Raw genomic sequence first — 14,420 nt, 5'->3', positions numbered from 1 at the left:
GCAGGATTATGTTTGTGGATAAGAGAATGCTCTAGATAAATGGTGAGAGATTTTATGGGGATAAGGGATGTATTGAGTATAGCAACAAAAAAACTTCTGGCGAGAGCAAAGTTAAGAAGTTGGGATGCTATGCCCTGGAAGAAAAAAGCTAAAATTGTAACACAACGCTCAGATCATGAAGATTTTTATTCTCTTCATTGTACGCATCAGTGGTCTTGGGAAAAAATGGCTCTTTATCGAGAGGCTATGAATGCAGCTATGCGGAAATATGCTCAACGATTTCCTCATGATGTGTGTTTGAAACATATGGCTGAAGAGATCATTGGTGGGCAGGCGCAGCTGTGGTTGATTTTAAAAAATAGAACTGAATTTAGTGCTTTTGTAATAACCAAAATTGAAAAAACGCACGATGGAAAAAAACGCGTTGTTATTTTAGACCTTGCTGGCCAGGGAGGCATCAAACTGGTTTCATTGATTGATCAACTCGAACAATGGGCACGAACTATCAAGGCTGATGAAATTTTGACACTGGGAAGATCTGGGTGGGCGAAAATGCTTGTTCATCACGGATATGCTATCAATTTTATTCATTATAGAAAGGTTTTAAAGCATGAGAAGACGGACAAGTCCTCAGGTTCAAACAACGACACAAACGAACGCTCCACCCTCGTGGGCGGAGGATATCTTAAAACAGGCAAGCGCTGAAGCTCTCAATTTGTATAATAAAGGCATAGGGGGAAATGTCTATCAAGGAGAACGGCATGCTGATTTAAGTGAAACAACACAAAATGCTCTTAAGGGTTTAGAAAATGCAGCCAATCAATATAACAATTCAGTCTTTAATGAGTGGCTCAAAGAACCTACAAAAAGTGCTCAAAATCTCTCTGAGATGGCAGCTGGAAATTGGATAGACAATAATAGCAAATTTAATGATGCTCTTAGCAGAGCACTGAATAAAACATCCGATGTTGTTAATCAATCTATGGCAGGAGCAGGACGTTATGGCTCTGGTGCCCATACCGGTGTGCTTACCGATGAATTGGGAGCATTGGCAACTCAGGCAACCGCACAACAATATAATCAAGATATTAATCATATGCTCAACGCAAATCAGATGATTGATCGTTCGATGCAAAATCAAGTGAATACAGCCAATAATTTCTATCAAGGACAAAGCAATGCTCAAAATAATGCTTTGAAGGGCGGAATGGTACAAGATGCAAATAAGCAGCATGCTTTGGATGTAGAGCGAGAAAAATGGCGCGAACAGGATAATCAAGCCTGGAATCAATTGGAAAGATTGCTGCAAATTGGAACCAAAGCAGCCGGTAATTATGGAACAAAAACAGGAGAATCCACAACTATGCCTGCAATCACAAAGGATCCCTTACGTGATGCGCAGCGCGTGCTTGGCTTGTTGAAAGGCATTATTGGTCTTTCTGATGTAAACGTTAAAGAAAATGTCGTTCTTGTAGGGGAGAAGAACGGCTATCCCCTCTATGAATTTAATTATAAAGGAAATTCGCAACGCTATCGCGGGGTTCTTGCTCAAGATCTCGTTCGTTTGAATCCCGATGCCGTTTATATGAATATAAAAACACATTTATTGCATGTGAATTATAACAAGCTCGGCTTTGGATTGGAAAAGATCAAAAAACCAAAGAAAAAATTCTTTGCCTTTTTTTCTTCTTTCTTTTCTTGGTTGTGGTCTGCAAAAAAAGGATAAATCCTATGAGCTCAATTTATGATTGGTCACTTATTGCGGCTGAGAATGCTCGCGCCGATGAAATAATCAACTGGGCTGAAGGACAACCTCCAAGTTCAGTGAATGATAGTGCTCGTGCAATGATGCAGCGCGTCAAAGAATATTTATCCGATATCGGGGGAACCGTTGAGGTTAAATTCACTATAACGGCTGAAGAGAAAGAAGAAAGTAAGAAAAAAACCTCTATTCATTTGACAACTAAGGCTCCTTATGCAGCTTATCAAAATGGTATTGTGCTTCGATTTAAAGCGCAAGAAACGAATGTCGGGGCCACAAGTGTTGTCTTAAATCAATTGTCTTCTCAGCCAATTTATAAAGGAACACAGGAGGGACTCCGACCGTTGACCGGTGGCGAGATGCAAAAAGAAGGGCTTTATGAACTGATCTATTATTCGGAAATCGGTGAAAAAAAAGAAGAAGGATGGTATTTAACCAATCCAGCTGTTGTTCTCCCTAAAGTCAGTGTTTTTCCTTCAGGCTTTATTGCTTCTTTTGCAACGGAAAAAATTCCGGATGAATGGTTATTGTGTGATGGTAAAGCCTATGCCCGAGGGGAATATGCAAGCCTTTTTGAGGCTATTGGAGAAGTGTGGGGGAAAGGAGATGGCACAACAACTTTTAATGTTCCCGATTTTCGTGGTATGTTTTTACGGGGATTGGATAGTGGAAAAGGAATTGATAAGGACCGTATTTTAGGAAGTGAGCAAAAAGACTCTTTTAAATCTCATGACCATACAGGAACAACAGATAAATCAGGATTGCATGATCACATATATACAGGATACGAAGCGGCAGATGATGCATTAGGAGGGGGAGGACTTCTCAGACGTAGATGGACACAACAAAGATATACAGCTGATTCTGGAGAGCATACTCACAAATTAATCATCGATAAAACAGGGGGAAATGAAACACGTCCCCAAAATATGGCCGTTATTTATGCCATTAAGATATAAAATCTTTCTGTGCTAAAAACAGAGAGAATTTCTGCTTTCCTATGGGGAAGGGGCAAAATATTGGTTGCAGTCTCTTGAGAAACACCATGATGGAAAAAATGCGCTTTTTAAAGGTTTCTTTCTTGCTAAAGATGCCTTTCATAAAGGCTTTTTTGTCTATTCTTCTTTCTTCGTAGGATAAGGGAAAGCATCGATGTATCTACAATCGTTATTGTGGAGGTAGAATAAAATTGTGCAAAGGATCAAGGAATCCTACCTTTTTAAATGAGGAGCTAGCTTAGTTTTCTTCTTTCATGAAGAGAATGCTTTTGCAAAGATAAAATATTTTCCGTCAATAAAAATGATTCTTTATCTTACATTTTCTATTCTTTCCAACGCATTATTGGAAGAATAACTTATTGGAAGAATAACGAGAATTTCATCTCAAATTATTGAAAATAGAGGCTCTGACAGCTGCTCAATAATGAAAAGAAAACAGGATAATTGATCGGTGAGAATAGAAAAGTTTCCTCATGGACTGTTGATAAATCCAAGAATAAAGGAAAAAATAAAATGGCACTCTTTCCATTTTCAATTGCTGATATTGATGATCCTAGTCATATTCGTGTTGTTCTCTATGCGAGTGGAAGAATGGGACATGCCCCTTTAAATGCATTGTTGAAGCAAATCCTGCAAGAAGGAAAGCGTGAAGATAAAAAACACCAAAAAAACTATATACAACTTTTACAGCGTATTACGGCTTTGGAAGAACAATTGACAACAGGAATAAAAGATCATAGCTTTTCATCAGAAAAAGCGGGAAGATTTCCAAAATGAGCACTTAATTGTCAGCTGGAGAATTGTCAGCTGGAAAGTGCATGATTAGGAGAAAACCATTGATTTTAATCATCCTATAGGCGGTTTATGGAATCAGGAAAATGCGGAAAATATCAAAAGAGGGGCTTGCACTCATTAAACAATGGGAAGGATTACGCTTAAAGGCTTATCAAGATGTTATTGGCGTGTGGACAATTGGATATGGACATACAGAACAAGCAGGAAAACCTGTTGTACAAGATGGCATGGAAATCACACAGGTTGAAGCAGAGACTATACTTCGACAAGATTTGAAACAATTTGAACAAACTGTGGAACGCGAAGTCACTCAGTTTTTAACCGATGAACAGTTCGCAGCTCTTGTATCCTTTTGTTATAATATAGGAACAGAGGCATTTTGTAATTCCACGCTCTTAAAAAAGCTGAACAAAGGAGATTATGAAGCCGTACCAGCCGAATTGCAAAAATGGATAAGAGCAGGAGGAAAACGTGTGCAGGGATTGGTGCATCGACGTGCAGCAGAGGCTGGTTTATGGGCTAAAGGGGCTTATGTTTCTTCTAATTATCAAAAGGTGGAAACAACGAAGAGCATGCCTTTTTTCAAAGCAGAAGTTTTTGCACCATTGATTGCATCTTTTTCAGGTCTTACAGGATTTGTTACGGGACATGGTCCTGTACAGTGGGCTTTGGCTAGTATTATGATTGTGGCTGTGATTGTGGGCATTATCTTGTATATTGATACAGTGAGGAAAGAACAAAAGTGATTTTTTTATTTCGATGGGGTTTTGCTATCCTTTTGGTTATTGTCATTGCTTTGAGTAGCTTTTTTTATGGACGTTCTTTTGAACGGACAAGGTCCTTGATACAAGCGATATCGGCTCTTCAAAATCGTGAGAAAATTAATGCTGAAACTTTTACTCTTTCCCCTTTTAGCCTCTGTCGTGCTCTTGGAGGGATGCCAAAAGAATGTGCCGTTCTCTTGCATAGGATGGAAAAAGCCTCCAATCATTAATAAACCAGCGCATTTAGTTCAGCAAGAACCTTTGTTATCACGCTGGATCGTGGAAACAGATCGCTTTGGAAAAAAGCAGAAATGCTGGTGAACATAAAATAAATTTGATTTTCAAAAAAGCCCAATGGCTAGAATGAAAAAGAGGGAAGAATATAACGATACAAATATTGAGTCACGCTCATTTGCCCCTTTTATTGATCTTATTACACCATAAGGATGATGGTGTGTGTTCTTTAATTGATTATACTCATGAAAAATTGTGCAAATTGAATGAAGAAAAAGAAAGAAAAGAAACAAGATGAGTGTATTGTAAAAAAAGATTTTAGCCTTGGAAAAACAATAAGATTCTTTTCTTAAAATGAACGAAAGATTGCTTTTTGATGTAAGACAATTGATAATAGTTTTTTGTTTTATTTAACTTTCTTCTCAAGTATGATCTGTTCTTGGTAGAGTAAAGGATACGCTGTTCATGGAAAAAAGACTCCGCGCCAGGCGAAAATCCTATCGCAAAAAATTATATAAAAAAATTACTTTTTTTTGTATCGTTCTTTTTTGTGTACTGACTTTTTATTTTGTGGTGAAAACAATTATCAGTCACTTTTTTTTCAAACAAGAGATCGTACAAGAAGAACCTGTTAAATTAACTATTCCAACATTTGATTTTCGTGTTTATTGTAAAGAAATTGCAGCTTTAGCTGTGCCCGATATGGTGCAACAAGTCTATCATCGTTGTTTTCATCTAGAAAGTGAGGCTTTTTTTGCGATTCGCAAAATGTGGGAAGAGGTTTCCGATGATGCTAAGAAAAAATGTATAAAAATTATTCGTCCAGGAGATGGAAATTATTTTTTGCTGCGTGACTGTCTTCTAGGTGAGCAGGAAAAAGGTGAAGGAAATAGCCAAGAGCATCATCACTTTTAAGGTCTCCACTTTTAAATTTCTTGACATTTATGTAAAGTAAAAATTGCCCTTAAGAGTATCGAGTGTTGCCCGATACCAGAAGGTTTCTTTCAATGATGTGACTCTTCTTTTCAGAGAAAAAAGAATTGTCGAGAATAAGATTCTTACTCAAATTGCTTAATTTTATTGCTTCTCAATTTATATTCATGTTCTCTCTCAGACTCTTTTTTCTCTATAATCTTTCTGCCTTGTCTATAGTATGTGCTATTTGTTCTGCGTATTTATATATACTGCTAGAAAAGGATTAAAAGCTCCTAGTTTTAAAGGCAGAGAGGATTGTGAGAGGTGATCTAGTATATAGGCAATATCATCTGCAAACACATCCAAAGATGGATCTTTGTATTGATCAAGTCGGTTGCAGGAACGCTGACATGTCTGGCATGTTTCAACAACAATAGCACCTGAACTCTTGTCTAGATTAGAAGAAGAAACGTTTTGGATTGATTCGCAAAAGGTGCATTGAAGAAGTGGATAATGCCATAAGGTGCCGCAATAAAGACAAGAGCAAAGTCGTGTGCCTTCTTCTAATCCTGTCTCAACAACAATGCTGGCTGAATGGGTTCCCCTACAGGAAGGGCAAAGATTCTGTTGTTGTATCTTTATGATTTCAGTATTAAGCTGTGAAGCTGCCAGAGAATAAATAATTTGTAAAACGCCAGTAATAAAAAGGTGCTCTCCTTCTTGTTGTAGTGGAATTTCACAATTGAGTATATTGCTTCCCCGAAGGCGCCATTGATCTTGTCGAAGATGCATTCTGCTTAAAGCTTCTTTTTGTTTTATAGGGAGTGCATAAGTTGACATATTGTTTAAAAAATCATGCACAACGCTTTCATAAAAACCCAATTCTAATATCTTTGATCGATCAATAAAAGGAGTAGACATGGTGCTAAAACGAGCAAGTGCACGAGAAAAATCTTTAAATCGTTTGACTGATTGTTGTTGGATTGTGCAAAAATGAGCTAGAAAGAGAAGGGTATCTTTAGCGGAGTGAGTGGTGGCTAAAGATGTAAAGCGCTGAGCTCGTTTTGCAAACAAAGCTTCACTCTCAGGAAATTTTATCATAAATGGGGTGTGTGTTGTAGAAGGAGTGTCTAATCCTTCTGAATCTTTTTGGTGTAGCATGTGATATCCCTCTTTTGTATTTTGCTTATAACCTTTTTTTCTTATAAAAAGCTTACAATTTTCATTTTTAAGATTACTTTAATTTATTTTGCTGTGCGGATCTGCGTAGTATGGAACTTTTTTCCGCTTTTAGGGATTGTCAGTATGAATTTTTTGAACGAAAATTAATGAGTGCGAAAATATGAAGAGTGAAGTGTCTTGTGAAAAGGATATTTTGCTTCACATTCGTCTATTAAACGGCATTAGGATTCAAACGAACGAGATCTTGAGCAGGAACTCGGCAATAGCATTGCGAATTTCCTTTATAATTAAATTCATAGAGAGGGGAAGCCTTTTTATGATGTTAAAAAATAAAGGAGTGTCTATATTCGGAAAAATGGATTTTAAAAGGAGACATATTCTTTTAAATCCACAACAGATGTGTGTATATTTGCGTTTTTGTGTTGTTTTTCGACAATAAAATGATTTTTTTTAATGAAATTGTGATTTATTTGAAAAAAACACTTGGCATTTTCTGTGAACATCTCTAGGTTTCTGCTTGTCAGCGGAGAGATAGGGAATTTTGGGTTAAGTATTCCGTACTGTTTTTGTGTGATATTTCAAAATATATATCTTTATTAAGAAGCCAAGGAATATCGTTTAGGTTAAGTGAAACGGGGATGGTTCAATAACTAAATTTTGAAAGTGATAAGCATTATAAAAAATAATGCAATAAGAGAAAATTTAAAGAGCAATAAAATCCAAAAGGGATAAATATGAGGCCACAGCAGAATAGACGCGTACGCGGTGCAATAACAATGGCAATAATAATCGTCGCGGTCCTAATCCGTTATCTCGTAATTATGAAAGCAACGGGCCAGATGTTAAAATTCGTGGAAATGCTCAGCAGATCGCTGATAAATACATAAGTCTTGCACGTGATGCGCAAGGAGCGGGTGATAGTGTTATGTCTGAGAATTATTTGCAGCATGCTGAACACTATTTGCGTATTATTTTAGCAGCTAATGACCAAATGTCTCACTCTCATAAGCGTGATGAAAATAACGAGCAGGAATGCGAAGACACAAGCGTTGAAGAAAGTACAAGAGAGGATAATAATAACGAAAGACCGTCCTTGCAAGAGCATTCATCAAGGAATGGTGATGGGCGAAAAAATCAAAGAAAAGGGAAGTATACATCTGATACATTAGATGAGAATTTTCGAGCTGATAAAGCTGAGCAGCAAGAGCAACAAACTGCTGAAGAAGGAGCTGAAGCTTCCAAATCATCACGGCGTCTTTCACGTTCTCGTAGGGTTCGTGTTTCAGAAACTTTATCCTCTAAACAATCAACGATTGTTTCAGACAGTGCTGAAAAAGTTATCACATCGGCAGAAAAAATTGTTCCTCTTCCTTTATTAAGCGAAAAGGAGCAGAAAAAACCACGTCGGCGCCGGGCAACATCTTCTTCTTCAGTGGAAGAAAATACTTAAACATTTTAAGATGTTTTATTCATTTTAGAAGGTGATATTTTTATTTATTCTTCTTCGATTCATTATAAAGAAGAGTCAGAATCCATTGTTTTTTCTGTGATGTTGACCGAAAAAACCGAAAGAAGCTCACCGGTGTGGTAATTATAAATCATAAGTTTCGTTTGTCCTTCTGGTGTTAAGAGTCTCAAGATCATATTTTGTTGGGAAAGACTTTGCGATAAAATTTGCGTTTTTGCAGGTAAAGATAAAGTATGATAAGGCACTGAAGAAGATAAAGGCTGTGCCGATTTTAGCGTTGTCTCAGGTTTTATAATTTTATAAACGACTCCAGCAAAGACAGCAAGAATTAACAAAAGTGTGATAGAGATGGAGATGATCATCAAACGCATCAATTTCTTTCTCACCTGTTCCACGGCAGGATCTAATGGTGTGTTTTGTGAAAGAACGCAGGGCTCACTGTTTTGAGCTTTGGAATCATACATTGGTTTATGCCTTACTGTTATTGAGTGCTGATATTGATTTTTGCTCGTTAAACCAAATGTATACTTTTAATTGTTTTCGTTCAATGGGAAGATGCTGGTAGAGGAGAATAGTTTTGCCCATTTGCGTTACAATGCTGAGCTTACGGTCTCATCAGTATTTTGTTCTTTTAGGAAAAAATTGCCTTTGTTTGTTACAGACCAGATAAGGGTTATTTCTTGTTGTGGTACGCTGGCAGAGATATTTGTGCATTGAGCGAAGATTTGTTCTCCATAAGAGGTAAATTCTTTAATTGAGGGTATAATTTTTTGCTCACATGCTTGTGCTGTAGGATAAATTTTAACCATAGTTTTATTGGAATAACAACTGTTAAAATCATCTGTACATGAAACCAGTAGAAGAACAGCAAGAACAGGATTCATAATGTACTTATCCGAATAAAATATAGAGTATTGAGAAATTGTGTGAGAGGTAGATCCTCTGGATTCTAAATAATTTCAAAGGATTTTCGTTCCAAAGAAATACTCTATCTTGCTGTTGTAGGAGGAAAAGAAAAGCTAAAAAGCGCCAAGCTTTGATAATTCGGGGTATAAATTCCCTGTTGCTTGAATGGCTTTATTCTTATCAGTAACGCTCGGCCGCTTGATTTTTTAGTCGCAATGCTCGGATGGCTTTGTTCTTAGTCGTGATACTTGGATCACTTTATTCTTATTCGCAATGCGCGACCGCTTGATTTTTTAGTTGCAATGCTCGGATTGCTTTACCTAAGATAAAATATCAAAATAATTGTTAGAAACAGATAAACAATAAATCAATCCTTCGTCCGTTAATTTTAAAAAAGCTGAACCATCTACTGCAATGGGAACGATTTTGTCTAAAACGGTATTTCCAAAACAGGCTTTCTTATGTGCAGGAAGAAAGATTTTCTTTTTAAATTCTTCACTCCATGTGATAAAAAGTTGTGTTTTTCCTTGGGCTATTGTGCTGACTGTGCAAGTAATAGAAACAGTTCCTTCGTCTTGTGATAAAGCACCAAAAGAGAGCGAATTAATAATTAATTCATGAAAAGCTAATCCAATATGCAAAACTGCATTTGGAAAAAGATAAGGATCAATACCCTTGATGGAAAAACGCGCCTTTTCTTTTACTAAATAGTTTAAAATTTGTGTTTTTACCAATTCATGAAATTGAGCACCACGCCAGTCAGAGTCGGTAATCAGATCTTGAGAATGAGAAAGAGAATGAAGACGTCCCTGAAATTTTCGTAAGAAGGTTTGCAGCGATTCTGTATAACGGGCAGTTTGGGTTGCAATACTTTGGATAATTGCTAAAAGATTTTTAGAACGATGACTGACTTCCCGTAGTAATATTTTAAGCACTTGTTCGCGACGGCGTAGACCTGAAATATCAACGCCTGTAGTGATGATACCAATGATTTTTCCATTTTCATTCCGGTGGCAATCAATAGAAAATTTATACCAAATGGTTTGTTTGGACATATCTTCAAATCGTGCTTCAATAGCCTGTGTTTTCCCTGTTGATAAAACTTGCAGTTTGATGGTCTCCATATTGTCCGCAAGATCGACTGAGAAAAAATCACTGTCACGACATCCAACTCGCCATTTTTTTTTCAAAGGTTGCGGCAGGTTTTCTGCCCATAAATAGATCAGATTTGTTGTTTGATATAAAACACAAATATCAGCGCCACGGATTGCTTGCAGTAAAGCGCTGAGGTGTGATCTATCTATAGATGTGGTGGAAACAGGGGGCACGAACATAATCATTCCCTTCTGTTAGGCTGCTTTAGACGCATTCTCTTGGAAAAATAAAGCTTGTGAGATAAGGGCCTTTACCATATTAGGATTAAAGGGTTTGGTGACCAAAAAGGTTGGTTCTGGCCGTTCTCCAGTGAGCAATCTTTCAGGAAAAGCCGTAATAAAGATCACTGGGATACAATCATTTTTTAAAATATCGTTGACTGCATCAATTCCAGAACTGTTATCGGCTAATTGAATATCAGCTAAAATGAGGCGTGGTTTTTTCTGATGATACATGACAACAGCTTCATTATGGGTTCTTGCGATTCCTATCACTTGATGTCCAAGGCTTTCCACCATTTGTTCAATATCCATGGCAATGAGAGGTTCATCCTCAATAATCATAACTTGTGTCGCAATTTGTTGAGAAATATCAAAAGAGGCTTGGCTGAGGAGCTCATGAAACTTTTGTTTATCAATTTTCATGATTTCTCCTGCTTCACTTTCATTAAATCCTTCAACAGCAATGAGCAAGAAAGCTTGTCGTGCACGGGGAGTGAGATAAGATAATTGAGCGCTGGCTTTTTGTTCAAAACCGAATTGCGGCAATGGCTCAGCAATATTGGGCGTCGTTTGATCAAAAAGGTGACAAAAGAGTTGATACGTTCCAATGCGATCACTGGACGTTTGGGGGAAAATAGAAAAATCAACAATGAGCGCTTCTAACATGGCTGCGACATAGGCATCACCAGAAGTTTGGTTGCCTGTGATGGATCGAGCAAATCGTCTCAGATAAGGAAGATGAGGGGCGATGCGTTGTGATAGGGACATGATTTAAAACTCCTTCAGCTTGCGAAAGCACTTTTATTTTTTCAATCCCTTATGGATAAAAAAGTTCCTGCTTTCGGTCTGGAACTTTTTAGGAGGGACTATATTTACAACTTTAAAGAGAAAAATCTTCTTTCACTACTATATAGGTTAAGGGGCTAAAAAATGAACAACTTTGGTGAAAAAAATCTCACCGATTATTTTACATTTGAAGATGATCTTCTCGGCACAAACAGTGAAATAGCACTAAAATTGCGTCAATTTTATATGCAAATTCAAGAAGAGCCACTTCCCCTACGTTTGCTGGAGCTTTTGGACAAATTAGAACAAGCAGAACAAGATAGTCTTCATTCTGAAGAAAAAAGGTTTGATCCCTTATGACGCAGAGCTCAAAAGATTTTAAACAAGAATTGCTTTTTGTTTTACCAGCTTTACGGGCTTTTGCTGTTTCTTTAAGTGGCACGCATGATAGAGCTGAAGATTTGGTACAGGATACCCTTATGAAGGCGTGGGCTAAGCAAGAAAGTTTTGAAATTGGTACCAATATAAAAGCATGGCTTTTTACGATTTTGCGCAATGAATTTTATAGTCAAATGCGGAAAAGAGGAAGAGAAGTGCAAGATAGCGATGGTGTTTTCACTCAAAATATAGCTGTTCATCCTTCCCAATATGGGACGCTCGATTTGCATGACTTTAAAAAAGCCTTAAACACATTATCAGCTGAACAAAGAGAGGCAATCATTTTAATTGGGGCCTCTGGTTTTTCTTATGAAGATGCTGCAGCTATTTGCAATTGCGCTATTGGAACAGTTAAAAGTCGTGTAAGTCGTGCACGCAATCGTTTGCAAAAGCTTCTCGAAGTTGATGGTGATACTCATTATGGTCCCGATCTTTGTTCGGCTGGAAGCATCTTATGTTCTTTTAGTGATTAGGAAAATAATGATGGGTGAGAACATGGTTTATTATTGTTATCGCTACAGAGAAATCAAAATTGTGAGAATGCGCAGAGCCTTTTATCTCGCCTTCTAGGAACAAGAGCAAAAACGAGGATATGGAAAATAACTCTCTTTCTTCAACTCTTAAAGAAATAAAATAATTTTTTTCTAAACTGAAGAGTGCTGATTTTTGGATTCATTGATGGAAAGTATATGATAACAAAGGCGAATTTGTCTTCTAAAATACCCATTTCTGGTTCAACAACATCACGTTGGCGGTGGGGAGCAATTATTGTTTCTCTTTTCATGGCTTTTTTGGCTTCGACCTTTATTATTCTATTATCCAATGCTGTTGATCAGGAAATTTCACAGTTGGATACAAGCTCAGAATTGCGTGAACAAGCAGATTTAGCCCTTATTAGTTTAATCGATATGGCTGCAGCAAATCGAAGCTATGAAAAAAATCGTCGGGTGGAAGATAAAGTGCGCTTTGAAACAGCGGTTCTTCATCTTGATGATATTCTCAATTATATTGCCCTTCTTGTTCATTCTCATTCACAATGGTATACTTGGTTTACAGCTTTTAAAAAAGAGATCAAAGCACGTACAGCAATTATGAAGGACCATATGATTGCTCTTGAGGCATCTTCTGGTCAATCCGTTCATTCTTCGGCGTTTCCTGAAGTTAAGACAACTCAAGTCACAAGTTTGGTTCAATTAATGGCCAATTTTATCGATGGCGATGATATTGAACGACAAAAAAAACGTGAAGATATAGCGCTCATGCGTGCTGCTTTGACTCTGGCTGCTATTGTGTCTGTTGTGAGCACTTTTATTTCTGCCTATTTTGTGATTAACCGTTTTCGATCCGATATTCAGTCTTTAAAAACCTATCAGTTACTTCTTCATAGTGAGAATGCAGCTCTTGAAGCTCGTGTCAAGGAACGAACACAGGAGTTGGAAAAGGCTCGTAATTATGCGGAAAAAGAACGTTGTCGTGTTGAAATGTTGTTACAGGACGCGAGCCACCGCATTGGCAATTCCCTGGGTACGGTTTCTTCTTTGCTTGGTTTGCAATTAAATCGAAGCAAGAATGAAGAGGTTCGTTCTGTTTTGGGAGCAGCACGAGATCGCATCCAAACAATATCAGCAGCGCATCGTCGTTTGCGTTTGAGCGATGATATGGAGACAACATTATTGGCAGATTTTCTTAATTTGGTTGTGCATGATGTTGAATTGGCTATACCATTTGAATTACGTGAAAATATCACTCTTCATAAGGATTTCAAAGACTGCCGATTATCTTCAAGAGATGCTACAACGCTCGGAATTATTCTGGGTGAATTGCTTACAAATTCTTTAAAACATGCTTTTCCTGATAAACGCCATGGGAATATTTATATTTTTTGTGGACCTCAGAAGAATGGAAAAATGGCTCTGATCGTTGAAGATGATGGCGTGGGGATGTGCAGTCAAAATGCAGAGCTAAAAACGGGACTTGGTCGTTTGGTTATAGAACAGCTTTGTATGCAATTTGGTGAGAAAGCACTGTTTGAAACATCTGCTTTAGGAGGAACAAAGGTGATCATTCCTTTGACAAAGATCATAGGAAACTGTTCGGAGCGTTTTTAATGCTCTCTTTTAAAAGAGATTATATTCTTTGATCAAAATTTTCATTGATACAAGCATTGAAATTTCTCAATAAAACTCTCTGTAAAAAACATGATAAAATTTGGCGAAAAAAGTTCTCAAACCATCGACAGTATGCAATCATAACAATTCGTTAAAGCTCTCATATACAGGTTAGGAGTACAAGAAGAGTTTTACTGAATTGCTCCCAAAAAATTTCTTTAGTCCTCTCTTTTACAGAATTTGTCTTTGATCAAAGAGAAGGAGAAAAGAAATCTTGAAAAGCGTTTTTCAAAATACAGTTTTTACTTTCTTCTCTTTTTTCTCATGAGAGCAAGTGAAAAATGTTTCTACTGAATCGCAATGATACAGGAGAATTCACTATGATCTATAGGGGTATGATGAACTGTTGGATCTCTATCGTAAAAAATGAACTGAGATTCTTCAAAGGAATATTTCTATACTATTTTCTTTATTTAATCTTTTAAAACTTTATCTTTGACTTAAACGATTAATCGATACAACAATATCAGTGATGTCCTCTCGTAGAAAAACAGTAGTTTGCCTGATATATGAATCAATTAAGATGCATTTTCTGGCTGTGTTACGCTGTATATTAAGGAATCAATATTTTTCTTTTCTTTCAGAAATGCTTGTAGATCTTTGTCTTTTAAAGATTTACTATCAGGCA

At 37.1% G+C, this 14,420-nt stretch carries 15 protein-coding genes and 2 pseudogenes (1 of these 17 only partly in view); 11 read left to right on the top strand and 6 right to left on the bottom strand.

The genetic code is table 11. The features are described from left to right. Positions 1-129: 129 nt before the first annotated feature. The 7 genes and pseudogenes from Bra60_RS05595 to Bra60_RS05565 all read left to right on the top strand — a co-directional run. A pseudogene (locus Bra60_RS05595) lies at positions 130-606 on the top strand (hypothetical protein); the annotation flags it as partial. Positions 607-610: 4 nt separating this feature from the next. Further along, on the top strand, positions 611-1,726 hold the full coding sequence (locus Bra60_RS05590; RefSeq protein ID WP_078688867.1) for a tail fiber domain-containing protein: 1,116 nt from the start codon (positions 611-613) through the stop codon (positions 1,724-1,726). 5 nt (positions 1,727-1,731) lie between these two features. Next, entirely contained in the window at positions 1,732-2,721 is a 990-nt protein-coding gene (locus Bra60_RS05585; protein WP_035006606.1) for a phage tail protein, read from the top strand. Positions 2,722-3,273: 552 nt separating this feature from the next. Continuing rightward, positions 3,274-3,537, top strand: a complete 264-nt coding sequence (locus Bra60_RS05580) for a hypothetical protein (protein WP_035006607.1) — start codon at positions 3,274-3,276, stop codon at positions 3,535-3,537. 101 nt (positions 3,538-3,638) lie between these two features. After that, positions 3,639-4,301 carry a lysozyme gene (locus Bra60_RS05575; protein ID WP_078688866.1) on the top strand — a complete coding sequence of 221 codons (663 nt, stop codon included), beginning with the start codon at positions 3,639-3,641 and terminating at the stop codon, positions 4,299-4,301. Then, a complete protein-coding gene (locus Bra60_RS05570; protein WP_035006609.1) occupies positions 4,298-4,549 on the top strand; it encodes a hypothetical protein in 252 nt (83 codons plus the stop codon). The genes Bra60_RS05575 and Bra60_RS05570 overlap by 4 nt, the downstream gene beginning before the upstream one ends. A 469-nt stretch (positions 4,550-5,018) precedes the next feature. Beyond that, positions 5,019-5,468 carry a hypothetical protein gene (locus tag Bra60_RS05565; RefSeq protein ID WP_078698139.1) on the top strand — a complete coding sequence of 150 codons (450 nt, stop codon included), beginning with the start codon at positions 5,019-5,021 and terminating at the stop codon, positions 5,466-5,468. A 243-nt stretch (positions 5,469-5,711) separates the two neighbouring features. On the opposite strand, the gene Bra60_RS05560 is transcribed toward Bra60_RS05565, so the two are convergent. Next, complete coding sequence (locus tag Bra60_RS05560) at positions 5,712-6,629, bottom strand: formate dehydrogenase accessory protein FdhE (protein WP_078688864.1); 918 nt, start codon at positions 6,627-6,629, stop codon at positions 5,712-5,714. Positions 6,630-7,467: 838 nt separating this feature from the next. Here Bra60_RS05560 and Bra60_RS05550 point away from each other — a divergent pair. After that, a pseudogene (locus Bra60_RS05550) lies at positions 7,468-8,100 on the top strand (DUF4167 domain-containing protein); the annotation flags it as partial. 62 nt (positions 8,101-8,162) lie between these two features. On the opposite strand, the gene Bra60_RS05545 reads toward Bra60_RS05550, so the two are convergent. The 4 genes from Bra60_RS05545 to Bra60_RS05530 form a co-directional block, all read right to left on the bottom strand. Continuing rightward, on the bottom strand, positions 8,163-8,582 hold the full coding sequence (locus tag Bra60_RS05545) for a hypothetical protein (protein WP_078688861.1): 420 nt from the start codon (positions 8,580-8,582) through the stop codon (positions 8,163-8,165). Between the two features lie 126 nt (positions 8,583-8,708). Then, positions 8,709-9,002 carry a hypothetical protein gene (locus Bra60_RS05540; RefSeq protein ID WP_035006614.1) on the bottom strand — a complete coding sequence of 98 codons (294 nt, stop codon included), beginning with the start codon at positions 9,000-9,002 and terminating at the stop codon, positions 8,709-8,711. Between the two features lie 342 nt (positions 9,003-9,344). Next, positions 9,345-10,358: a PAS domain-containing sensor histidine kinase gene (locus Bra60_RS05535; RefSeq protein WP_078688859.1), complete on the bottom strand. Its 1,014-nt coding sequence runs from the start codon at positions 10,356-10,358 to the stop codon at positions 9,345-9,347. A 15-nt stretch (positions 10,359-10,373) separates the two neighbouring features. After that, positions 10,374-11,168, bottom strand: coding sequence for a response regulator (locus Bra60_RS05530; protein WP_078688858.1), 795 nt, complete (start codon positions 11,166-11,168; stop codon positions 10,374-10,376). Between the two features lie 162 nt (positions 11,169-11,330). On the opposite strand from Bra60_RS05530, the gene Bra60_RS05525 reads away from it, so the two are divergent. The 3 genes from Bra60_RS05525 (at position 11,331) to Bra60_RS05515 (ending at position 13,732) form a co-directional block, all read left to right on the top strand. Beyond that, on the top strand, positions 11,331-11,546 hold the full coding sequence (locus Bra60_RS05525) for a NepR family anti-sigma factor (protein ID WP_078698138.1): 216 nt from the start codon (positions 11,331-11,333) through the stop codon (positions 11,544-11,546). After that, the gene (locus tag Bra60_RS05520; protein WP_078688856.1) at positions 11,543-12,097 is read left to right on the top strand and encodes a sigma-70 family RNA polymerase sigma factor; all 555 of its coding nucleotides are present in this window, start codon (positions 11,543-11,545) and stop codon (positions 12,095-12,097) included. The genes Bra60_RS05525 and Bra60_RS05520 overlap by 4 nt, the downstream gene beginning before the upstream one ends. Before the next feature lie 216 nt (positions 12,098-12,313). Continuing rightward, the gene (locus tag Bra60_RS05515) at positions 12,314-13,732 is read left to right on the top strand and encodes a sensor histidine kinase (RefSeq protein WP_078688855.1); all 1,419 of its coding nucleotides are present in this window, start codon (positions 12,314-12,316) and stop codon (positions 13,730-13,732) included. Between the two features lie 578 nt (positions 13,733-14,310). Here the strand turns inward: Bra60_RS05515 and Bra60_RS05510 are convergent. Continuing rightward, on the bottom strand, positions 14,311-14,420 hold the 3' end of the coding sequence (locus Bra60_RS05510; protein ID WP_078688854.1) for a M23 family metallopeptidase. It continues 1,879 nt past the right edge of the window; only the last 110 of its 1,989 coding nucleotides appear in the window; its start codon lies beyond the right edge, outside the window; it ends in the stop codon at positions 14,311-14,313.

The sequence above is a fragment of the Bartonella sp. Raccoon60 genome (genome assembly GCF_002022585.1).
GTDB classification, from domain to species: domain Bacteria; phylum Pseudomonadota; class Alphaproteobacteria; order Rhizobiales; family Rhizobiaceae; genus Bartonella; species Bartonella rochalimae.
The sequence above is the reverse complement of the archived record's forward strand: the minus strand, read 5'-3'. Positions and strand labels throughout refer to the sequence as shown.